This is a genomic window from Chitinophaga sp. HK235, from assembly GCF_018255755.1.
Taxonomy (GTDB): domain Bacteria; phylum Bacteroidota; class Bacteroidia; order Chitinophagales; family Chitinophagaceae; genus Chitinophaga.
Genome location: NZ_CP073766.1, coordinates 3018985 through 3040211 on the forward strand (window position 1 = coordinate 3018985; position 21227 = coordinate 3040211).

The 21227-nt window shown below is 46.2% G+C and carries 20 protein-coding genes and 1 CRISPR repeat array; of the genes, 6 read left to right on the forward strand and 14 right to left on the reverse strand.

Annotated features, from left to right (window positions below; all coding sequences use genetic code 11):
- Positions 1-142 precede the first annotated feature (142 nt).
- Positions 143-598: an LEA type 2 family protein gene (locus tag KD145_RS10425; RefSeq protein ID WP_212005829.1), complete on the forward strand. Its 456-nt coding sequence runs from the start codon at positions 143-145 to the stop codon at positions 596-598.
- Here the strand turns inward: KD145_RS10425 and KD145_RS10430 are convergent.
- From KD145_RS10430 to pyrE, 3 genes are all read right to left on the reverse strand, one after another.
- Positions 584-1171: a hypothetical protein gene (locus tag KD145_RS10430; RefSeq protein ID WP_212005830.1), complete on the reverse strand. Its 588-nt coding sequence runs from the start codon at positions 1169-1171 to the stop codon at positions 584-586. The genes KD145_RS10425 and KD145_RS10430 overlap by 15 nt on opposite strands.
- Before the next feature lie 62 nt (positions 1172-1233).
- Positions 1234-1608: a heavy-metal-associated domain-containing protein gene (locus KD145_RS10435; RefSeq protein ID WP_113619687.1), complete on the reverse strand. Its 375-nt coding sequence runs from the start codon at positions 1606-1608 to the stop codon at positions 1234-1236.
- A gap of 48 nt (positions 1609-1656) precedes the next feature.
- Positions 1657-2292, reverse strand: coding sequence for an orotate phosphoribosyltransferase (gene pyrE / locus KD145_RS10440; protein ID WP_212005831.1), 636 nt, complete (start codon positions 2290-2292; stop codon positions 1657-1659).
- A gap of 87 nt (positions 2293-2379) precedes the next feature.
- Here pyrE and KD145_RS10445 point away from each other — a divergent pair, with 87 nt between their 5' ends.
- Positions 2380-3003, forward strand: a complete 624-nt coding sequence (locus KD145_RS10445; RefSeq protein ID WP_212005832.1) for an NUDIX hydrolase — start codon at positions 2380-2382, stop codon at positions 3001-3003.
- A gap of 68 nt (positions 3004-3071) precedes the next feature.
- Here the strand turns inward: KD145_RS10445 and KD145_RS10450 are convergent, their stop codons facing one another.
- From KD145_RS10450 to KD145_RS10465, 4 genes are read right to left on the reverse strand one after another with little or no spacing between them, the layout of a single operon-like run.
- On the reverse strand, positions 3072-3503 hold the full coding sequence (locus KD145_RS10450; RefSeq protein WP_212005833.1) for a hotdog fold thioesterase: 432 nt from the start codon (positions 3501-3503) through the stop codon (positions 3072-3074).
- Between the two features lie 18 nt (positions 3504-3521).
- Positions 3522-3998, reverse strand: coding sequence for a pantetheine-phosphate adenylyltransferase (gene coaD, locus KD145_RS10455; protein ID WP_212005834.1), 477 nt, complete (start codon positions 3996-3998; stop codon positions 3522-3524).
- A gap of 30 nt (positions 3999-4028) precedes the next feature.
- On the reverse strand, positions 4029-4583 hold the full coding sequence (locus KD145_RS10460) for an RsmD family RNA methyltransferase (RefSeq protein ID WP_212005835.1): 555 nt from the start codon (positions 4581-4583) through the stop codon (positions 4029-4031).
- Complete coding sequence (locus tag KD145_RS10465; RefSeq protein ID WP_212005836.1) at positions 4574-5449, reverse strand: DUF3822 family protein; 876 nt, start codon at positions 5447-5449, stop codon at positions 4574-4576. Before KD145_RS10465 ends, KD145_RS10460 begins: the two co-directional genes overlap by 10 nt.
- Positions 5450-5589: 140 nt before the next feature.
- On the opposite strand from KD145_RS10465, the gene KD145_RS10470 reads away from it, so the two are divergent.
- Entirely contained in the window at positions 5590-6921 is a 1332-nt protein-coding gene (locus KD145_RS10470; protein ID WP_212005837.1) for an MATE family efflux transporter, read from the forward strand.
- A 13-nt stretch (positions 6922-6934) separates the two neighbouring features.
- Here the strand turns inward: KD145_RS10470 and KD145_RS10475 are convergent, their stop codons facing one another.
- The 5 genes from KD145_RS10475 to KD145_RS10495 all read right to left on the reverse strand — a co-directional run bounded on the left by KD145_RS10475 (position 6935) and on the right by KD145_RS10495 (position 11100).
- Positions 6935-7690 (reverse strand): hypothetical protein, encoded by a 756-nt coding sequence (locus KD145_RS10475; RefSeq protein WP_212005838.1) that lies wholly within the window; start codon positions 7688-7690, stop codon positions 6935-6937.
- A 99-nt stretch (positions 7691-7789) separates the two neighbouring features.
- Positions 7790-8140, reverse strand: a complete 351-nt coding sequence (locus KD145_RS10480) for a dihydroneopterin aldolase (RefSeq protein WP_212005839.1) — start codon at positions 8138-8140, stop codon at positions 7790-7792.
- Between the two features lie 93 nt (positions 8141-8233).
- Positions 8234-9181 carry a thioredoxin-disulfide reductase gene (trxB, locus tag KD145_RS10485; RefSeq protein WP_212005840.1) on the reverse strand — a complete coding sequence of 316 codons (948 nt, stop codon included), beginning with the start codon at positions 9179-9181 and terminating at the stop codon, positions 8234-8236.
- Positions 9182-9199: 18 nt separating this feature from the next.
- On the reverse strand, positions 9200-10084 hold the full coding sequence (locus KD145_RS10490) for a DUF4249 domain-containing protein (protein WP_212005841.1): 885 nt from the start codon (positions 10082-10084) through the stop codon (positions 9200-9202).
- A 158-nt stretch (positions 10085-10242) separates the two neighbouring features.
- Positions 10243-11100, reverse strand: coding sequence for an RNA polymerase sigma factor RpoD/SigA (locus tag KD145_RS10495; RefSeq protein WP_012793808.1), 858 nt, complete (start codon positions 11098-11100; stop codon positions 10243-10245).
- Between the two features lie 328 nt (positions 11101-11428).
- Here KD145_RS10495 and KD145_RS10500 point away from each other — a divergent pair, with 328 nt between their 5' ends.
- The 3 genes from KD145_RS10500 to KD145_RS10510 all read left to right on the forward strand — a co-directional run bounded on the left by KD145_RS10500 (position 11429) and on the right by KD145_RS10510 (position 15824).
- Positions 11429-12442, forward strand: a complete 1014-nt coding sequence (locus KD145_RS10500; RefSeq protein WP_212005842.1) for a low specificity L-threonine aldolase — start codon at positions 11429-11431, stop codon at positions 12440-12442.
- Between the two features lie 217 nt (positions 12443-12659).
- The gene (locus KD145_RS10505; RefSeq protein ID WP_212005843.1) at positions 12660-15305 is read left to right on the forward strand and encodes a valine--tRNA ligase; all 2646 of its coding nucleotides are present in this window, start codon (positions 12660-12662) and stop codon (positions 15303-15305) included.
- A 57-nt stretch (positions 15306-15362) separates the two neighbouring features.
- Complete coding sequence (locus tag KD145_RS10510) at positions 15363-15824, forward strand: hypothetical protein (RefSeq protein WP_212005844.1); 462 nt, start codon at positions 15363-15365, stop codon at positions 15822-15824.
- Positions 15825-16056: 232 nt separating this feature from the next.
- A CRISPR array of direct repeats spans positions 16057-17798; the repeat unit is 29 nt; unit sequence GTTTTAATCGGACCATTGAGGAATTGAAA.
- 255 nt (positions 17799-18053) lie between these two features.
- Here the strand turns inward: KD145_RS10510 and KD145_RS10515 are convergent.
- Together KD145_RS10515 and KD145_RS10520 are read right to left on the reverse strand one after the other, a co-directional pair.
- A complete protein-coding gene (locus KD145_RS10515) occupies positions 18054-18332 on the reverse strand; it encodes a hypothetical protein (RefSeq protein WP_212005845.1) in 279 nt (92 codons plus the stop codon).
- A gap of 68 nt (positions 18333-18400) precedes the next feature.
- On the reverse strand, positions 18401-21205 hold the full coding sequence (locus tag KD145_RS10520) for a hypothetical protein (protein WP_212005846.1): 2805 nt from the start codon (positions 21203-21205) through the stop codon (positions 18401-18403).
- Positions 21206-21227 lie beyond the last annotated feature (22 nt).

Here is a 21227-nt window from a genome sequence, read left to right on the forward strand (position 1 = left end):
TTAAGCGGACTCAGAAAAGGTACCTGGTTTCTCCCCTACTTTATATAAGAAAACCGCCGTTAAATGTTTCCCAATTCAGGCCCGGTTTTTTGATAAATAAAACCTTTGCAGTAGGTTTGAAAATAAAAGTTCACCGATCACAATGAAAATAATCCGACTCTTCGTCATCATATTTGCCATCTGGGGATTAGCAAGCTCATGCGAAAAAATGAAAGATCTGCAGTTTGTCAGAGTTGCCAATCTGCAAATGGATGAGCTGGGTATGTCTAAAAGCACCGTACGGCTCACCCTGGCATATTACAATCCCAACAATTACCGCCTGCAATTAAAAGATGCCAACTTCAACGTATTTTTTGATGATACCGAAGTAGGGCATTCTATACAGGACACCTTGATCAATATTCCGGCAAAGGATACTTTTTATTTCCCGGTAAAACTGGAAGTGAATATGGCCAATGTGCTCAAAAACGCCTTTACCGCTTTCTCCAATAAAGAAGTGACCATCAAAGCCACCGGTAACTGTAAGGTCGGCAAAGGCGGTATCTACCTGCCCTTCCCGATTAAATGCGAAACCAAACAGGCCTTAAATTTCTTCTGATACCTTACAACCTATTAGTGTCAGTATTTTTTTGATGTGGTGAAGATCTTCCAGCTTTCTGACGGGAGATAATGCGGCTATTGTTCTTACCTGGTTGATATCATCGAGCAGTATTCCACTCAATTGCCCCATGCGGACGGCCGCTTTGTAGGCCATCGCTGTTTTCAGCGCTGCTGCCTTAATACGCAGTGAATGGGGGCTGTACCGCCCGGGATGCAGGTGGATGTACCGCTCCGGATCATCTGCCAATCGTAGTATCCACCGGGAAGTGTCGGTCAGCACAATGTCCATATATCCCTCCCTTATATTCAGATAAGCAGCAAATGCCTCCGGGGCTTCGATACCCTGTTCCTGCAATGACGCCAGTATCTGCTGGTAAATCTCTTCCGGCGTGAGGCTGCCAGTATACATGTCCATCTGGGAAGTACCGATTTTTTTGAGTGCTGCAGGAAGATCTGCCGGCAGTACTTCATCCAGCAACTGCTGTAATACACCTAAATGGTGCTTGAAAGGGTTAAAAAGAATGCTGGAAATGGCAGGAAGATTAAATTGAAGAATACAGGGGTACAACAAGCATGACAAATCCTCATTAACACGGGAAGAGCCAGGCCCCTCCCGCGTAATGATATAATAGTTTAGTTCTTTTTCTTTTCCATGCCGCCGCCATCTTCAGGCTTTTTGCAGCATTTAGGCAGCTTATCGTAGCTTTCCTTGTTGGCAGTTACGTTGTCTGCATCATAACCGGCATTGGCAATAGCGGTTTTGACATTTTCGATATTCGTACGGTCGTCCCAGTATTTAACGGTGGTGATATGTTTTTTAAAGTCCACTTTGGTAGACTGTACACCCTCTTCGCGAGCCATATACCTTTCAATGCGGTTTTTGCAGGACTCACATTGTACGGTTGGTGTGCTGATTTTAGCGGTCACCAGTGCTTTTTTCTTCTGCTGTGCCACGGCCATACCAACACTGGCCATCAACAACAGCATGACTAATTTTACGATACGCATAGTATAGATTTTGACATCCGAATATACAAAAAAAGTAATATTCAATCCCTATTTACCCCATTGGTCGGGAGCGCTTCTCCAGGCTTGCAGTGTGCTGATTTCTTCTGCAGACACAATACCTTTTTCCTCAGCCAGGGTGATCATAGCGTTGTAGTTGCTCAATGATTTGAATGGTACACCTGCAGCTTCGAAAGCTTTTACTGCCACATCAAAACCGTAGTTGAAGATAGACACCATCCCGATCACTTCGCCACCAGCGGCCCGTATAGCTTGTACAGCTTCCAGGCTGCTTTTGCCGGTAGAGATCAGGTCTTCCACCACCACTACCTGCTGGCCAGGTTGCAATACACCTTCGATCTGGTTGCCCATACCATGTTCTTTTGGTTTGGAACGAACATAGATAAAAGGCAGCTTCAGCTGGTCTGCTACCAGTGCTCCATGAGGAATACCGGCGGTAGCCACCCCTGCAATCACTGCTGCATCCGGGTAGGTTTCAAACACGGTATTACACAGTTCGGATTTGATATAGTCCCGTACATAAGGATACGATAATATCTTCCGGTTATCGCAATAGATCGGAGATTTCCATCCGGAAGCCCACGTGAAGGGCTGGGCAGGGCTCAGTTTTACTGCCTGCACCTGCAGTAATTTCTCTGCAACTTGTTTTTCGCTTATTGTACTCATACAAGCGCCAAAGTTAATCCATTTAAAGATTGGGTATTTAGTTATTTGGTCACAATCAAATATCAAATGCTTATTACATTTGCAACTATGCAAGCAAACATTACTATTTACCTGAATGAGCGCCCCCTCATTATCAGTGAAAGTGAAAACAATATCCCGGGAGGAATCAATGGGGCCAGGGTTTACCAGAATCCTGACACAGAGAAGATAGAAAAGGTACTGGAGAAAATGGAGTCAGGCAAAACAGAAGCAGCGGTTTTTATCACCGAAGATGTAAAGCAGCTTTTTAAACGGGTATCTCTTCATTTTACCGTGCTGGTGGCGGCCGGTGGCCTGATCACCAATCCCAGCGGAGAAGTGCTGATGATGTTCCGCAGAGGCAAATGGGACCTTCCCAAAGGCAAACAGGACCCGGGCGAAGACCTCGAAACCTGTGCCATCCGTGAAGTAGCCGAAGAAACCGGCCTGCACACCATCTCCCTGGAACATAAGATCACGGAAACGTTCCACTACTACCCCATGAAAACCAAAAAGGTGCTGAAACATACATATTGGTACCGGATGCAGTTCACCGGTACTGAACTCACCGTTCCGCAGATTGAAGAGGATATCCAGGATATTGAATGGGTAAAACCGCAGAACCTGGATAAATTCCTGAAATACTCCTACGAAAACATCCGGGAAGTATTTAAGGCAGAGAAGTTGATTTAATGAATAACGAATTATCCATTACGAATTACGAATGATGAATCCGAAATCCGCCATTCGTAATTCGTAATCTATCGTTTAGCCAATATAGCCATTGTAAGCCGGCTTACACAAACCAGTTTGTGGTGGTCGTCTGTAATCCGGATATCCCATACATGGCTGGTGGCGCCTATATGCAATGGTTTGGCCTCGGCATGTACATATCCTTCTGTTACCGACCGAAGGTGATTGGCACTGATTTCCATTCCCACACATATTTGTTGTTCCGGGTTGATGATCAGTGCGGATGCCATACTTCCTACTGTTTCTGCCAGCGCCAGGGATGCCCCTCCGTGTAACAGTCCGTAAGGCTGTTTGGTGCGGTGGTCTACCGGCATCATCGCCTTCAGATAGTCCGGACCTATTTCCGTAAACTCCATGCCCAGGTGGTCGGCCATAGTCGTTTCTCCTATTTCATTCAGCGTATCCAATGAAACATCAAGGGAGTGCCAGATCGTTTTCATAGTAAAAACTTTAAAGAGTTATCGCTTGTGCTTTTTGATACCTTCCAGTACCGCTGCCGGTAAAAAGGGTTTCACATCTCCCCCGTGGCGGTAAATATCCCGTACCAGGGTAGAAGCCACACTTGAATACTGGGGTGTGGTAGTCAGAAAAATCGTTTCTATATGCGGCGCGATGGTACGGTTTACATCGGCAATCGCTTTTTCATATTCAAAATCGCTCACATATCTTATTCCTCTCAGGATAAAGGCAGCATCCATCTTTTTGCAAAAATCGATGGTCAGTCCTTCATAGGCAGCCACTTCTACCCTGGAATCATCTTTATATATCTCCCTGATCCAGGCAATACGTTCCTCCAGCGTAAACATGGGTGTTTTACTGCTGTTGGTGCCAATACCTACCACTACTCTGTCAAACAGGGTAAGTCCGCGGTCAATGATATCGGTATGGCCCAGGGTAATAGGATCGAAGGTGCCTGGAAATAAACAAGTCCTCATGGAAGTTCGAATGATTTAGTAATTGATGGATCAACGTTTCAGCTCTTCCCGGTTAATAAAGATCGAGAAGGTGGTACCACCATAGCTGCGCTCTGAGCGGTAGTAACTATAGTCCCGGAAATCGTTCTGTCGGGTATGCTCTATCACCAGCCACCCTTCCGGGTTGAGCAGCTGTTGTTCAAAAATAATTCCCGGCAGCTTATACATGGCCTCCATGGCATAAGGCGGGTCGGCAAAGATAAAATCAAATTTTTCTGTACACTGCTGAAGGTATTTAAACACATCCATCCTGATCACCTTCAGGGTGGTAATCTCCAGCATCTGAGCAGTTTTGGTGATAAACTCGGCCATGGCCGGGTCTTTTTCCACGATTGTCATGTCCGTAGCCCCTCTGGAAGCCAGTTCATAGGTGATGCTGCCGGTACCGCCAAAAATATCCAGTGTTTTTAAGGAAGGAATATCCAGATTGTTCTCAATGATATTAAACAGTCCGCCTTTGGCAATGTCTGTAGTAGGCCTGGTATTAGGCATTTTTGCAGGCGGTTGTATCTTTCTGCCCCCACGTTCTCCTCCGATTATACGCATAATGCTAACGCATACAAGTTATAAAAATAGTATCCGGGCGTTTCCTGCATGGCTGCAATATAGTGGAAGCCCGGAAGTCGTTGCACCCATTCCAGGTGCGGAATAAATTTATACATCTCCTGATACACCGGACTATCTGTGTTCACAATCCCTCCCAGCTTCACTTTCACCTGTTGCTCGTTGAGCCCCAGCTGACGCAGGGTGTTTACCAGCTGGTATACCACGTCAAGAGCGGCCAGATACTCCCCTTCCTGCTGGATGATCAGTTTACCGTCTATATAAAGAGTGATGTTAAATGTTTGTCGTTGTACCTGAACAAAAGCAATGCCTTCCGCAGCCCGGAAATCCAGATCCTGCGGATAAGCCTGTAACAAGGCAGAATGGGCATGTACTACCCTGTCTGTTGAAAATTCCTTACGCAGAAATCCCAACAAGTCCTTGTCCACAGCGTAGATATTCACCATTGGCAGTCCTGGCAGCAGATCTGACATAACGGCTTCCTGCATCTTTTCCGGTTGTGACAGGTGCAGGTATTCCTTTTTAAGGGAAGGCATATAATACAGATGTGGCACCAGTGCTCCGCTCCCCGTATCAAAGGCGAGCAGCACGGATTTAAAGGCGGTAAACAGCAGTTTGTCTGCGTCAAACACCTCCTCTATCATCTCCAGATCGGCCAGGGCCAGCTTCTGTGGCTCGAAATGATAGGATTTTAATGCCAGGAATTTTTTAGCTCCCGGTTCAAACACCACGTAACTGAAAGTACCATTCCCTACCAGTACAAGCAGGTGACAAGCAGTAAGATCTGTCTCCAGTAATGTTTCATCATCTACTGTAAATGCAGGATGGATGTTGTAAGCCACGGGCATAATTTACATTTCAAATGAAACACAATAATAATCTTTTTAGTGGATTGGCAACGGGTTTTATTATGATTATATTATAGCAGAGGGAGGATTAGCAGATAACTATATCTTTGTTTTTTGATGATTATCAGACACACTTTACGATGCAACTGGAAGTTCATAACCGGCAGATCATAAAAATTGCCGCCCCTATATGCCTGGCACTGATTATCCCTCAGTTTAACCATATGACCAACACGGCCTTCCTGGGCCGGCTGGGCGAGCTGGAGCTGGCAGCCAACGGCATCGCCGGCATTTATTACCTGGTGATGTATATGATCGCCTACGGCCTCAACAACGGCATGCAGGTACTGATAGCCCGGCGAGCAGGGCAACGGCATTATGAAGGTATAGGTCAGGTATTTTCCAACGGCCTGCAAACAGGTGTCTTTTTTGCCTTGCTGGCTATCCTGCTCACGCTGGCAGCCGCACCCTGGTTTTTCTCCAAAAACCTACATAATCCGGACATCCTGGCCGCAGCCATTTCCTTCATCCGTATCCGCATATGGGGACTGCCTTTCCTCATGATGCTCAGTATGGCCAATGCATTTTATATCGGCAGTGGTCATTCCCGTGTGCTGGCCATCACGTCCTTGTGTCAGGAAGTGATCAATATCTTCTTCGACTATACGCTGATATTTGGTAAACTGGGCCTGCCCGCGATGGGCCTGAACGGCGCTGCCACGGCCTCTATCATTGCCGAAGTGACCGGCTGCTCCGTAGCTTTCAGCATCCTCTTTTTAAAACGGTACAATATCACCTATAGCCTTTTTAGCTATCTGCGCCCCAGCTGGCAGATGATTAAAAACATCCTGAATGTATCTGCCCCGCTGATTTTTCAGTTTCTCTTCAGCACCGGCAGCTGGTTCATCTTTTTTATTTTTATAGAACACCTGGGAGAAAGACCACTGGCCGTGTCCAACATGCTCCGCAGCATATTCGGCTTCTTCGGTATTTTCACCTGGGCACTGGCCGCCACCTGCAATACCATGGTCAGCAACATTATCGGGCAGGGCAAGGAAAACCTGGTGTTTGGGGTGATCACGCGGATATCCGTTATCAGCCTGGGCTGCGCCACTGTTATTTGTATACTGGTCAACCTTTTCCCTTATACACTCCTGCATATTTATACCAACGATGCATCGCTGATTGCAGCAGCTATTCCCTCTATCCGGATCATCACCCTCAGCACGTTACTGATGGCTATAGCGGCGGTAGTGCTCAGCGGCGTCACCGGTACCGGCAATACCAGAATGAACCTTTTCACCGAATGCCTTGCAGTAGCCGGTTACCTGGTCTATTGCGATATAGTGATAGAAAGGATGCGCAGCCCGCTGCACCTCGCATGGGGAGCAGATTTCATTTACTGGGCAGTCATATTCGGACTGAGCGTATGGTATCTGAAAAGCGGTAAATGGAAAGGGAAAGTGATTTAGCCGATGAGGAGTGCTATTGCAGGTCGTCCAGCATTTTTTTACAGTCGGCTTTGATTCCGGGGTCGTCCTGGTAGATGGGGCGAAGCACGAGGGCTTTTTTCAGTACTTCGATAGCTTTTTCCTGCTGATCGTCGGCTTTATAAGCGCGGGCCAGTTCGATGTAATTGAGGAGGAAAGCTGGATCTAGTTGGCGGCATTTTTCGTAGTTGGCGATTGCATTCTTAAGGGAGCCGTCAGGCAGGCCGCCGAACAGCATTTTAGCGGCACCTCTTTCAAACACGTTGAGGTTGGCCACCTCATAGTTCCATTTGCCCAACACATGATAGGCCTGGGCCAGGTTTGGATTGAATTTGATGGCCAGTTCCGCATATTTTTTGACATCTTTGGAGGAAGCTACTTTTTCCTTGGCGCCAGAGATCAGGGCCATACGTCCCATTGCCACAGCCATGGCCAGATTGGCGTCTGCATTGCTGGAATTCACTTTCAGTGCTTGTTCCGCAAAACTCTTTGCCTGATTGAAATAACTGGCTTTTGAGCTCTTATCTTTCTGACGGTTGCCTATGCGGGAGCACATCTGGCTGGCCTGGTTGAGTGCTCTTATTTCATTGGGCTGTATTTTCAGGATGTCCTTGTCTTTTTCAAGCGCCTCACTTTCCTTCATCTGTAATTCCAGTTGCCTGGCCTGTTCCACCATTTCATCCACTGACTGGGCTTTTACGAATAATACAGCGCTGAGCAGGAATGAAATTGCCAAAATCCGTTTGATCATAGGACTGGTTTTTAACAGGTAAGAAATTATTGATTAGCTTATAGATATAAATCTACGAAAAAACGTAAATAATTAACAAGGGCTAACGGTAAAAGTTTGTCAGTATTCCTTTTCCAGCGACACCAGTGAGTTCCGGATGGGAGCGCCCATGGGAGGATTCAGTTTGCGAAGGGTGACGATGCTTTTGAGGATGGAAGGGTAACGTTCCTTCAGGGCATCGGAAAGGGCATATACGACTTCTTCCAGCAAGGGTTTGGGTACGGCCATTACTTCTTTGGCGATTTCATACAGCCCCTGATAGTTGACTGTTTCGGAAAGGTCGTCTATAGCTACGGTACCGGGTATACGTACAATGATATCGAGGAGGAAATCGTTACCTATCACAGCTTCTTCCGGGAAATAGCCATGATAGGCACGGAAGGCCGCTTGTTCGAGGGCGATGGTCAGCATGAGTTTATCAATTACGAATTACGAATTACGAATTACGAATTGTGATCCACTTGATCATTGTAATTCGTAATTCGCAATTCGTAATTCAGTTATTTATTGGTGTTCTTTGGCAGACAGGTATCTTTCTGCATCGAGGGCGGCCATACAACCGCTGCCGGCTGCAGTAACAGCCTGACGATAAATTTTATCCTGTACGTCGCCGCAGGCAAATACGCCTTCTATGCTGGTACGGGTGGTGCCGGGAACAGTTACGATATAGTCCTGTTCATCCAGCTGCAGGTATTCCTTGAAGATAGCGGAGTTAGGCTGGTGGCCGATGGCAACGAAGAATGCGCTGACAGCGATATCTTTTTTCTCGCCGGTCTGGTTATTCTTTATTCTTACGGCTTCCACCTTTTTGTCACCCAGTACTTCATCGGTTTCGCTGTTCCAGTACACGATGATGTTGGATGTTTTGAGCACACGGTCCTGCATTACTTTGGAAGCGCGCATTTCGTGTTTGCGTACGAGCATATGTACGGTGCTGCACATTTTAGAGAGGTACAGTGCTTCTTCGGCAGCAGTGTCGCCGGCACCTACGATCGCTACTTCTTTTCCACGGAAGAAGAAGCCGTCGCATACAGCGCAGGCAGAAACGCCGCTACCATTGAGGCGTTGTTCGGAGGGAAGGCCTAGCCATTTGGCGGAAGCACCGGTAGCGATAACAATAGCGTCGGCAGTAATTTCCTTTTCTTCGTCGATCGTCACTTTATAGGGCTGTTTGCTGAAATCCACGGAGGTAGCCATACCGTAGCGGATATCGGCGCCCATGCGGGTAGCCTGTTTTTCAAAGTCCACCATCATTTCCGGGCCCTGAATACCTTCGGGATAGCCGGGATAGTTTTCTACTTCGGTGGTAATAGTCAGCTGGCCTCCGGGTTGGATACCCTGATACAATACTGGTTTAAGGTTGGCTCTTGCGGCATAGATGGCAGCGGTGTAGCCGGCGGGGCCGGAACCGATAATCAATAAATGCACATGTTCTTGTTGCTTGTTTTCCATACTTTGTTTGCTGTATAATTATTTCTTGACAATGATTCTTCTGTAGGTTACTTGATAACCGCCCCAGTAACCGAGGGCTCCCGGCACATTCCCCAGTATTTTGGTGGGAGATGAGAACGGATTACCGTTGCTGTTGTATGCAAAATCGATGGCTCGCCAGAAGCTGAAGGTAGCTTTATCGATGTTGCAGAATTTGAGTGTCACCGTATCACCTTTGTTAAAAAGATAAGCTGTATCCAGATTTACCTTAGGTTTATTCCTGTCTATGCCGGCGTCCACAAGGATTTCAAATGATGTGCCATTCACTATCTGGTCGTCGAGTGTGGAGTTGAGGCTTGACAGGAAGGGGTCACTGTTCCTTCTGGTAAAATACCGTGCATAGTTGCCTGGTTCGGAAGGATCCGTAATCCTGGCGTACAGGCGGGCTCTGATACTATCATCTACTCTAACGAGCTTCCACCAGATGGAATCCACCTGGAATCCCATCTGCGGAATGGTTGTCACTGACTCATATGACTTATTGTCAGCGTTGATGCGTAAAGTGTATTTATCGCCGGGTTTTCCTTTGAAAGCGGCGAAGGGTATGGAGGTATCGGGGATATAGGCGAAAATGTTACCTATACCCTGGATATTCACCACAGTTTCCTTAAGTGTCATGGTTCGGGTGCTGTCGGACACCGTTACCACGGCCTTATGCACAAAGGAGGCCAGTAAGATGGCGGGATCCAGGTGAGAGAAGTAACCGAGGCTATGGGTGAGTATTACCTGCGGGTATCGGTTACTTTCGAACTTACCTTCCACTACAAGCATTTCCTCCTGCTGCTGCAGGTTGACGCTGATATCCTTCTCGCAGGCGAGGAGGCAAATGGCAGCAGCCACTATGATCATCAGGGGGTTGCGCATACTGCAAAAATAAGGGGTGTTATCAATATAAAAACACCGGCCATGTATTTACAAGGCCGGTGTTCTTATAGAATAAGAGGATTTATAATCTGATTTCTTGATTTATGGATTTACATATTTATTAAAACCGAAAATCTGTAAATCACAAAATCGAAATATTAACCCAGGTAGGATTTCAAGGCGCCGCTATAACGGGCTTTCTGCAGCCGTTTTATAGCACGTTCTTTGATTTGCCTGATTCTTTCTTTGGTCAGATCGTACTTCTGTCCGATTTGTTCGATTGTTGCGCCGTTTTCACCATCCAGACCGAAATAGGCATTCACAATTTCCGCTTCGCGTGGGCTCAGGGATTTTAATACCCGGCGGATTTCTTCGCGAAGGGAATCTCTCATCACGTCATCGTCGGTAATGTCGCCGCCTTCCAGCAGGTCACCCATAGCTACGTCTTCAGCTTCATGTACTGGAGCGTCCAGTGACATATGGCGGGTATTGCTCTGGAAGATGTTGTTGATTTCCGATTCAGACATTTCCAGGATTTCAGCGAGTTCCTCGGTAGAAGGCTCACGCTCGTTTTCCTGCTCAAATGCCATGTAAGCTTTGTTCGCTTTATTATAGGTGCCAATTTTATTCTGCGGCAGACGAACAAGACGGCCTTGTTCGGCTAACGCCTGCAAGATGGATTGGCGAATCCACCATACAGCATAAGAGATGAATTTGAAACCCTTCGTTTCATCGAAACGTTGCGCTGCTTTGATCAAGCCTAAATTGCCCTCATTGATGAGGTCGCTGAGGCTAAGCCCCTGGTGCTGATACTGCTTTGCAACGGAAACCACGAAACGCAGGTTTCCTGTAGTCAATCTTTCAAGAGCCTTCTGATCGCCCATTTTTATGCGCTGCGCCAAAACGGTCTCCTCCTCAGGTGTTAACAAAGGGATCTTCGAGATTTCCTGCAGGTACTTTTCTACCGCCTGCGAATCACGATTGGTGATCTGGGTGGCAATTTTAAGTTGCCTCATATGAAAAATTGTATTGGTTTATAAATAAGAATAACAGTGGAAGAAATATTTTGTTTGAAATTTGAAATTTAATTAACTTACAAAATTTCCCACACCCTATTCGTTTGTTTTAATTAGCCTGCAAAGATCGTGCTAAGCTCTCACTCTACCAAATCCTTCTTTTTACGTCTTCCGCTATAACAAAGTACAGTTTTATAACGAAATTTTATAGTGCTTTAGTCCCTGTTGCGCCATGCTTTATGCAAATTTTAACAATTGATAAATAATCATTATTAAATTAGCATCTTAACTAATTTAACGACACTGACATTGCAAATTTTCCAATAATATGATAGACTATCGCAGCGATACTTTTACACGCCCCGGTCCTGGCATGTTACAGGCCATGTTACAAGCTGAAACAGGAGACGACGTTTTTGGTGAAGACCCCAGTATCAATAAGCTGGAAGCCATGATGGCAGATTACTTTGGCAAAGAGGCAGCCCTTTACTGCCCTTCCGGCACAATGAGTAACCAGATAGCCATCAAAGTACATACGTTGCCAGGGGATGAAGTGGTTTGCAGCAACACCGCACATGTTTATATTTATGAAGGCGGAGGCATCGCTTTCAACGCCGGAGCCCAGGTACACGCCATCGCCGGCGACCGGGGCATGATTAACGCCGCCCAGGTGGAAGCTGCCATCAACCCTGACGATGTACATAAAGCCCGCACCAGTCTCGTATGCCTTGAAAACACCTCCAACCGTGGTGGCGGATGCTGCTACGACTGGGAGGAAATACTGAAGATACAGGCTGTTTGCCGCCAGCATGGCCTCGCACTACACCTGGATGGCGCCCGCCTCTTCAACGCACTCGTAGCCACCGGACAGGATCCCAAAACATACGGACAGGCATTTGACAGCATCTCCGTTTGCCTCAATAAAGGTATGGGCTGTCCTATGGGTTCCGTACTGCTGGGCAGTGCCTCCTTCATCAAAGAGGCCAGAAGGATCCGCAAAAAACTCGGCGGTGGCCTGCGGCAGGCAGGTTACATGGCCGCCACCGGCATCTACGCCATGGAACATAATATCCAGCGCCTGGAAGAAGATCACCGTCATGCCAAACAGATTGCAGCAGCTTTGCTCAAAAAAAGCTTCACAGGCCATATGCTCCCGGTGGAAACCAACATCCTCATTTTTGAAGTGACCGGTGACTGGACACCTAAAACACTGACAGCACATTTTAAAAATGAAGGCATCCTGGCTATGGCCATCTCCCCTACACAGGTCAGAATGGTCACCCATCTGGATGTTACTCCTGACATGGTGGAAAAAACCTGTCAGGTGATAGAGGCTATGTAATATTGATCATATAATTAATAATGGGTTATTGGAAATACGGTATCGTTCATCCAATAACCCATTTTATTTTTCCGCCTTAAAATGCTGCCCGGCAGCAAAAATTAGTAACCGGCCATTATTTCCGGATAACTGACTGCGGTAGTAGTAACTATTCTTTCCCATAATTTCCTTCTCTGGTCAATCTCCTTTATTTTTGCAGACTTATATTATGAATAGCATGGAACTTTCGAAAAATTACCTACCTGCAACGGTTGAAGAAAAATGGTACCAACACTGGATGGACAAAGGTTATTTCCGCTCTACACCGGATAGCCGCCAGCCCTTTACTGTAGTGATCCCTCCTCCTAACGTCACCGGGGTCTTGCATCTTGGCCATACCCTCAATGAAACTGTCCAGGACATACTGGTGCGCCGCGCCCGTATGAGCGGTTTCAACGCCTGCTGGGTACCTGGTTCCGACCACGCTTCCATCGCCACCGAAGCCAAAGTGGTAGATATGCTAAAAAGGGAGAAGGGCATTGAAAAATCTCAACTCACCCGCGAAGAATTTCTGAAACATGCCTTCGAATGGAAGGATAAATATGGTGGCATCATCTACCACCAGATCAAAAAACTCGGCTGCTCCTGCGACTGGGACCGGGTTACCTTTACCATGGATGACCACTACTACAAAGCAGTGATCAACGTGTTTGTAGAACTATACAACAAAGGCCTGATCTATCGTGGTGCCCGTATGATCAACTGGGACCCCAAAGCCAAGACAGCTTTGAGCGACGAGGAAGTAGAATATAAAGATATCCAGGGCCACCTGTATCACGTGAAGTACGCTATCACTGATGCAGCCGGCAATGCTACCGGTGAATTTATCACCATCGCTACCCAGCGCCCTGAAACCATCATGGGTGATACTGCCATCTGCGTAAACCCGGAAGATGAAAGATATGCCCACCTGAAAGGACATTTCGCCACCGTTCCGCTGGTAAACCGCCGTGTGCCTATCATCTTCGACACTTATGTAGACAAGGCATTTGGTACCGGCGCGCTGAAAGTTACGCCGGCACACGATATCAACGACTATAACCTCGGTCTGAAACATAACCTGGAAATCATCGACACCCTCAACGACGATGGTACCCTGAGTGCCGCTGCTGTTGTATTTGTTGGCGAAGACCGTTTCGTAGCCCGTAAGAAAGTATTAGCCGCGCTCGCAGAAGCCGGCCTGCTGATAAAAGAAGAGGAATACACTACCCGCCTGGGATACAGTCAACGTAACCCTACCACGGTAGTAGAACCCCGTATCTCCACCCAGTGGTTCGTGAAAATGGCCGACCTGGCCAAACCCGCACTGGACGCAGTAGTTAACGGTGATGTAAAAATACATCCCGGCGACCGCTTCCTGGCCACCTACAAATATTGGATGGAGAACGTAAAAGACTGGTGTATCTCCCGCCAGCTCTGGTGGGGCCAGCAGATCCCTGCCTGGTATGCACCGGACGGCACTTTTGAAGTAGCTTCCACCGCAACAGAAGCAGTAGCACAGTTTGCGCAGAAAGGCGTTACCCTCGCTGCTGCTGACCTGAAACAGGATGAAGACTGTCTGGATACCTGGTTCTCTTCCTGGCTGTGGCCTATGGAAGTGTTCAACGGCGTCTCTTCACCCAACAACGCCGATGTGAACTACTACTACCCTACTTCTGTACTGGTAACCGGTCAGGATATCATCTTCTTCTGGGTAGCCCGTATGATCATGGCCGGTATGGAATTCAAGGGCGTGAAACCTTTCAGCGACGTGTACTTCACCGGTATGGTAAGAGACAAGGAAGGCCGTAAGATGAGTAAGCAACTGGGTAACTCCCCTGACCTGCTTGAACTCATCCACAGCTATGGCGCTGACGCTGTACGCTTCGGTGTAATGATCAGCTCTCCGGCTGGTAACGACCTGCTATTCGATACTTCCAGCTGTGACCAGGGCCGTAACTTCAACAATAAAATCTGGAACGCCCTGAAGCTGGTGAAAATGTGGGAAGCCCGTCAAGCTACCGATAACGTGGACGCCTCCAGCCTCTTCCCCATCAGATGGTTCCAGAGCCGCCTGAACGAAGTACAGGCTGAAGTAGCCACCCTGCACAAAGACTTCCGCCTGAGCGAAGGTCTGAAAGCCATCTACAGCCTTATCTGGGATGATTTCTGCGGCTGGTACCTTGAATGGATAAAACCAGGTTTTGAACAACCGATCTCCGCTGCGGTATACGCACAAACGGTGTCCTTCTTTGAACAACTGATGCAACTGCTTCACCCCTACATGCCGTTCATCACCGAAGAGATATACCAATTGCTGAAAACACGCGATGAATCCGATGTGCTGATGATGAAACAGTTCACTACCCCTGCCGCGCCGGTACACGCCACTCTGTTGGAAGGTGTACTGACACAGGAAGTGATCACCAGCATTCGTGATGCCCGTGTTAAAAACCAGATCAAACCAAAAGATCCGATCGTACTGCATATAGAAACCAAACACGAGAATGCCTTCAAACAGATTGAAGACACCATCGCCAAACAGGTAAATGCCAAAGAAGTACACTATGTACAGGAACCAGTTGCCGGCTGTATCACCCTGGTAGTACAGAAAGACAAATTCTATCTGGGCACCGAAACAGTACTGGACACTACTGCACAGAAAGAAAGTCTGCTTAAAGACCTGGCCTACCAGGAAGGCTTCCTGAAATCAGTGGAAAACAAACTGGCCAATGAACGCTTTGTTCAAAATGCCAAACCAGAGGTAGTGGAAGCGGAACGACGCAAAAAAGCCGATGCCGAAGCTAAAATCCAGGTAATAACGGAAAGTTTGAAATCACTATAATTTTTGCAATCGCCCGGTCGTTAGTATACCGGGCGATTTTTTTATCCCTTCACTATCATGCTGAAACACCTGTCCGCATTTGTTTTTTTCCTGTTGATGATCAACATGGCCACTTTTGCACAATCCGGCAAAAAGCCCGCTCCTGCCAAACGTCCGATGAAACTACGCAGTAGCTGGGGCCTTTTCCTCAGCGATACCCTGCCCAAAAGCCAGGTTGTAAAACTCCTGGACTCCGTCCTTTTGGTACGTGATGAAAAAAATAATCTGTATCCGGTGATTTCATTTGCTTTCACCTACGAACAACATCAACCCTACCTCAACGACACCACCGGACTTCCCGCCATCTATAAAGACTATACCGGCGATAACTTCAAAACCTCCCATCTCCCTAAACTCTGGAGTAACCGCCTCAAAGAAAGCCTGCAACAAGGCGATGTACTCTACTTCGACGAAATCATCATCAAATACACCGAAGACAAACTCTATAAAGCACCATCACTACGGATCGATATCAAATAAGTACATAAATTGTATCTTAGTTGTCGTCCATGATACGTTAAAACATCACCAATACATTTATCCAATCTTTGTTGCAAAGAATAATTAATTGATTTTCATTGAATAAGAGTAGTCGTCGATCCCCCGGGGAAATCATATGATTACACATCGACGACTTTTGCGACTTAAAAACATAGCTTAAAACAATGATAAGCTATTGATTATAAGGATTTTTTGTAGCTTTTGATTTGGGGTTTTAATCGGACCATAGAGGAATTGAAAGTTGAATACAGGGGCTTGCACGGTGCCGTCTTTGTACGTTTTAATCGGACCATAGAGGAATTGAAAGGCGGAAACAAGGCTGGTATTGAGTTTTGCTAGTTGGTTTTAATCGGACCATAGAGGAATTGAAAGTTACTTTTTACAATACACTATAATTCCAACTTACGGGGTTTTAATCGGACCATAGAGGAATTGAAAGTGGCAGGAAATGCACTGGAAATATTCTCCTTCCGAAGTTTTAATCGGACCATAGAGGAATTGAAAGATAAATCTGGTAATGGTATTCCGGCGTAAGCTGTAGTTTTAATCGGACCATAGAGGAATTGAAAGTTGAAAAAATACAGCCAGTACTGTTCTGCCAGGCTGTTTTAATCGGACCATTGAGGAATTGAAAGGAAACTAAATGTGAATGGATTTCGGAAATAAAAGCCCGTTTTAATCGGACCATTGAGGAATTGAAAGTTGTTTGTATGTTCTCCTTCTGCATTTTCTTTCCCTGTTTTAATCGGACCATTGAGGAATTGAAAGAAGTTAAATATGGCAGAAATTGGTGCCGGGAGGTTGTTTTAATCGGACCATTGAGGAATTGAAAGCCTTTATGGTAAGTGTCGAATCCATTTGCGAAAACAGTTTTAATCGGACCATTGAGGAATTGAAAGTTACACCTTTAATAGCCAAACCATGACAGCCCATTTGTTTTAATCGGACCATTGAGGAATTGAAAGACGTTCACTGTGTACAAAAAAGGCATGTAACGAAATTGTTTTAATCGGACCATAGCGGAATTGAAAGTTTAATTGCTCTGCGAGATCATGGTAAATATTGTCGTTTTAATCGGACCATAGCGGAATTGAAAGGCTAATGTTAATGCCTGAAGATGCAGATATTCCGGTTTTAATCGGACCATTGAGGAATTGAAATTTTTTTGCGAAATAACCAGGTGAAGAAATCTGTAGCGTTTTAATCGGACCATTGAGGAATTGAAATAATTCACTACTATGGTTCTCGAAAGATGTGGTATGGTTTTAATCGGACCATTGAGGAATTGAAATTTGAATATCTTCACCTGTTTAGAAGTCACACCCATGGTTTTAATCGGACCATTGAGGAATTGAAATGGATAGCATGTTTCTGCACCCGTACAACGGCAAACAAGTTTTAATCGGACCATTGAGGAATTGAAATCCGGCATATTTTTTCAACGTTACCACCTCTTCATTATGTTTTAATCGGACCATTGAGGAATTGAAAGAGGTCAAAACCCGTCGTTTCAGGTCTGGTCGCTGTAGTTTTAATTGGACCATAGCGGAATTGAAATACATCTTGAGGATATCCATCTACTTCATCTAGTATAATTTTTAAATGGACCATAGAGGAATTGAAATGTTGCCGGGAATATCGTACCTGTTGCACGTTTTAAAAGTTTTAATCGAACCATGGAGGAATTGAAACCGACCTGATTGACAAGATCAACAACCTAAAACCGGGGATTAATTGCACCATGTAGGAATTGAAACTAGTCTTTTGTTATGTCCCTACTTTCGTCGTGTGATGGATTAATTGCACCATAGTGGAATTGAAAGGTTGTCCACAGCACTCCACATTGCGCATCTGTGTAGTTTCAATCGGACCATAGCGGAATTGAAAGTTTGACAATGGCCCGGGCACAGCCCAGAATACTTTGGTTTTAATCGGATCATGTAGGAATTGAAATACTTCTGCCGGATCGGTACTATTAAACCAATATGCGGATTAATTGAACCATAAAGGAATGAAACATGAAACTTTTCCATCCTACTTTAATCGGTAACCCAATGGCAAAACGCATGTACCAGTGTCATGTTGACAGAAGTCTCTATGTCAATAGATTTTTTACATAGGGAATTTTCCAAAATGGCATGTATTCTGGCCAATTTAAAAAAAACGAAAAAAAGAAATGTATAAATGGTGCTGACAAAAAGCTAAATATCAAATATAGAATCGTCTTTTTAGAACTATCGGAGGTAAAAGAACATTCATTAACATTGGTACAGGGTAATATATCCACCATTTCAGACCCCAATTTGCTCCATATTTCCCAAATAACATTCCAACGATTACGGTAAAAATTGAAAGTATAAAGATCAGATGGAATTTACGGGCAAACTCCTGTTTACCTAATACTATCCAAATAATTAAATAAAATACAATGAATGATGCAAAAATCATTACTGGAAAATGCCAAATTGCATTTAAGCGCTGCTCCATGTTTAAAATTGTATTAATGCAAGTCTCTTTCCAGGTAGCAATAATTAATTGAAGTTTTCTGGTATACTTTAATAATTAAACAACTGCTGCAGCGGCAGTATAAAATCCACTCTGTTTTGCGCATTATCCGACGGATCTTTATCAAAAAGATGGCTGAAGCGTACCCCGCAGGTAAACGGTAAGGTATTACCAATTCGGGTATCGAGGAACAACTCTGCACCAGCGGAGGTATACCGGTTGTCTTTCTTCGCGATGAAATCGTGCGCTATGCTGTAATCATAGAACAGGTTGCCCCGGATACGGTTGAAATACAGGATCTGGGCAAAGCCCCAGTCAGGGTAAGCTAATGGCAGATGGTAGTTGGCTCCCAGCTTATAGATACGGTCATAGAAGGGGGTATTATACCCTCTTGCATAAACGAAGTTGTCTGTAAAGCTATAGTTAAACTGCTGATCGCGTTGTTGATAAGCGGCCTGCAATACCAGGTTGTGGTTCTGCCATAAACCTGGCAGATACTGGTCCAGCCGGCCATAGAACTGCTCTGCAAAAGGATCACCCAGGGAGTGGTTGTATTGTATGGCGATGTACTGGCCAAAATGGCTGAAGATATTCTGACGGGCTTTTATCCGCATATTGCTGAATACAATGCGGTTGCTCAGGTATTGCAGGTTGTTGTTTCTGAACTTAAAATTACCCTGAGGATATCGGTGCAGGATGTTGTAGTTGCTGCCGAAAGCGATACTACGGTTATACAGGCCAGATGACAGGTTGAGCGGAACCGAGAAACCGGCATGCCAGGTGAGCTCATTCCAGTAGAGGCGGCCCATGTTAGGCACCAGCGCGTTGCGATCTATCGTATAATCGATGCCTGTAGTCAGGTATGGGAACCAGCCAGCAAAGGTAAAGCTGGCGTTCAGGTCAGAACTTCCTTCGTTGCGGTTGTAGCTATAGCCGATGGAAGTATTGGTGGTGTTGAGAATATTTTCTCCCAACAGGGAAATACTATAGTTAGGATCATTAAAAGACGGCACCCAGCTGTGGAAGTTAAAAGGTCTTGTAAACAGCGCATATTTTCTGACCGGTAACGAATCGTGCGGCACTTTATCCAGGATATTGGCGCCTTCTTCCGCTGGTGGCTGCAACCATTTGCTGTGCTGTGGCTCGCTGACCGCTATCTCCTTCCAGGGAGCTGTTTTCAGCGGAGCATGGTAGAGGCGGTAACCATCGGCGGTAAACTCACTGAACACCAGGCTATCCTGCTGTGGTGCGGGCGCCATATGCAGGGCGCTGTTACCTCTATCCGTAATGGCATAGGTTTTACGGTCTGCCAATGTCAGCGCATATACGTTGTTTACATCTTTAGTGGAAGCAGTAAAATAAACGGTATCTCCCTGTACTGCCGGTATGCCCAGTACGATAAAGCTGAAGGGCGTAAGCGGTGTGATTTCTCCGGAAGCCAGTGACTGCTGCACCAGGGCCATCTCCCCTTTTCCATTGCGTACCGCGCTGATCACAGCTTTGTCGTCGGCAGTGAAGCGAGGGAAGGTATAATACAGATTATCGGGATTGGGCAACACTTTTTCTATAGTGCCTGTGGTGGCATTGATCAGCTGGAGGCTGTACTGCATACCGGGTGTGGTGGCTACGGCCACTACCTGCTGCCCGTTGGCGCTGATATCGGGAGAGAAAAATCTGCCACGGGGAGATATAGTTTTCGTAGTACCGTTGACGTTATCATGCACACGTATTACAGAAAAGTCTTTCCATCCCCAGCGGGCATCAAAACGGGCAGCAGCCCATACGATGCGCTGGTTGCGATAGCTGAAAAAGTCGTTGTATACGATACCGGGCCTTACCAGCAAATGCTCTTTTCCGGCGCTGTTGATACGATAGATACCAGGCACTTTGTTAAAGGCGTCTTTCAGTACAATCCATTCGTTGTTACCGGCAGCATATACATATTTATAGTTGGTAACTGTACGGGAAGCGGCTGTCATGGGCACGGCTGGCGTAGTGTCGGGGCGGGCTGCGTACTGGTTCCATTGTGGCTGGTATTCCTGCAGCATGGCCTGATAAAAAGCGGTGATATTTTTTCCGGTTCTTCTTTTCAGACTTTGGGAAAAGGGATAAAAGACGCCCCGGTAACGTACGGCATCGCTGGTGACACCTTTCCAGAAGTCGTTACCATAATGTTCACGACCATAGGTGGAAAGCAGGTAGCCCAGCGGGTAATGATCCGGTATAAAATCGCGGTAAGAACCGTTGCGTATTTTCATATAGTCGTACCGTTTACCGGCAAGAGACAATGCGCGGAATCCGTCAAAGAAGGCAGGCAGACGACCGCGGCCCTGAGAACTGAAAGCCGTTTCGTTAATTACGGCATCCCCTTCCCAAAACCAGTTAGGCACAGCTACATTGGTAGCGGCAGCCTGTCCGAGCTGTCCACCGAGATAAGAAAACACTTTCGATACACCCTGCCGGAAGTTCATGTTTTGCAGAACATGTCGGTATTCGTGGAGCGACAGCTGTTCTACCCAGTCAAGGGAGCCCAGGTCTTGTGAAGATGGTGACGGGGCAAGATAAAACTCAGAGCGGAAAGGGCCGAGCTGCACATATCCGTTGGATTGCATTGTCTGATTCTGCAGTACGATATCTACTTTACGTTCCAGGTTGCCGATAGAAGAGCGGGTATATTTATTGAGCCAGGTAACGATATTGACTACACGTTCTCCCTGCATATTCATTCCCCAGGGAAAAATAACGCGGACGGTATCAGTATTGATCTGTTGCCATTTCAGGGAGGGAGGATTCCCGCCGAACTGCTGTGCAGCTACGGAAGTTGACAATAAGAGGAGGCAAAGAAGTAGACGCATAGATAATTACGGATTACATGTT

Excerpts from the sequence above, each read along its gene's own strand:
- KD145_RS10450 (WP_212005833.1), bottom strand. The coding sequence starts at position 3,503 with ATGAAAACGATCTGGCACTCCCTTGATGTTTCATTGGATACGCTGAAT.
- KD145_RS10470 (WP_212005837.1), top strand. The coding sequence starts at position 5,590 with ATGCAACTGGAAGTTCATAACCGGCAGATCATAAAAATTGCCGCCCCT.
- KD145_RS10520 (WP_212005846.1), bottom strand. The coding sequence starts at position 21,205 with ATGCGTCTACTTCTTTGCCTCCTCTTATTGTCAACTTCCGTAGCTGCA.
- coaD (WP_212005834.1), bottom strand. The coding sequence starts at position 3,998 with ATGAGGACTTGTTTATTTCCAGGCACCTTCGATCCTATTACCCTGGGC.
- KD145_RS10490 (WP_212005841.1), bottom strand. The coding sequence starts at position 10,084 with ATGCGCAACCCCCTGATGATCATAGTGGCTGCTGCCATTTGCCTCCTC.
- KD145_RS10435 (WP_113619687.1), bottom strand. The coding sequence starts at position 1,608 with ATGCGTATCGTAAAATTAGTCATGCTGTTGTTGATGGCCAGTGTTGGT.
- KD145_RS10460 (WP_212005835.1), bottom strand. The coding sequence starts at position 4,583 with ATGCGTATAATCGGAGGAGAACGTGGGGGCAGAAAGATACAACCGCCT.
- pyrE (WP_212005831.1), bottom strand. The coding sequence starts at position 2,292 with ATGAGTACAATAAGCGAAAAACAAGTTGCAGAGAAATTACTGCAGGTG.
- KD145_RS10495 (WP_012793808.1), bottom strand. The coding sequence starts at position 11,100 with ATGAGGCAACTTAAAATTGCCACCCAGATCACCAATCGTGATTCGCAG.
- KD145_RS10425 (WP_212005829.1), top strand. The coding sequence starts at position 143 with ATGAAAATAATCCGACTCTTCGTCATCATATTTGCCATCTGGGGATTA.
- KD145_RS10465 (WP_212005836.1), bottom strand. The coding sequence starts at position 5,449 with ATGCCCGTGGCTTACAACATCCATCCTGCATTTACAGTAGATGATGAA.
- KD145_RS10505 (WP_212005843.1), top strand. The coding sequence starts at position 12,660 with ATGGAACTTTCGAAAAATTACCTACCTGCAACGGTTGAAGAAAAATGG.
- KD145_RS10445 (WP_212005832.1), top strand. The coding sequence starts at position 2,380 with ATGCAAGCAAACATTACTATTTACCTGAATGAGCGCCCCCTCATTATC.
- KD145_RS10510 (WP_212005844.1), top strand. The coding sequence starts at position 15,363 with ATGCTGAAACACCTGTCCGCATTTGTTTTTTTCCTGTTGATGATCAAC.
- trxB (WP_212005840.1), bottom strand. The coding sequence starts at position 9,181 with ATGGAAAACAAGCAACAAGAACATGTGCATTTATTGATTATCGGTTCC.
- KD145_RS10515 (WP_212005845.1), bottom strand. The coding sequence starts at position 18,332 with ATGGAGCAGCGCTTAAATGCAATTTGGCATTTTCCAGTAATGATTTTT.
- KD145_RS10480 (WP_212005839.1), bottom strand. The coding sequence starts at position 8,140 with ATGCTGACCATCGCCCTCGAACAAGCGGCCTTCCGTGCCTATCATGGC.
- KD145_RS10475 (WP_212005838.1), bottom strand. The coding sequence starts at position 7,690 with ATGATCAAACGGATTTTGGCAATTTCATTCCTGCTCAGCGCTGTATTA.
- KD145_RS10500 (WP_212005842.1), top strand. The coding sequence starts at position 11,429 with ATGATAGACTATCGCAGCGATACTTTTACACGCCCCGGTCCTGGCATG.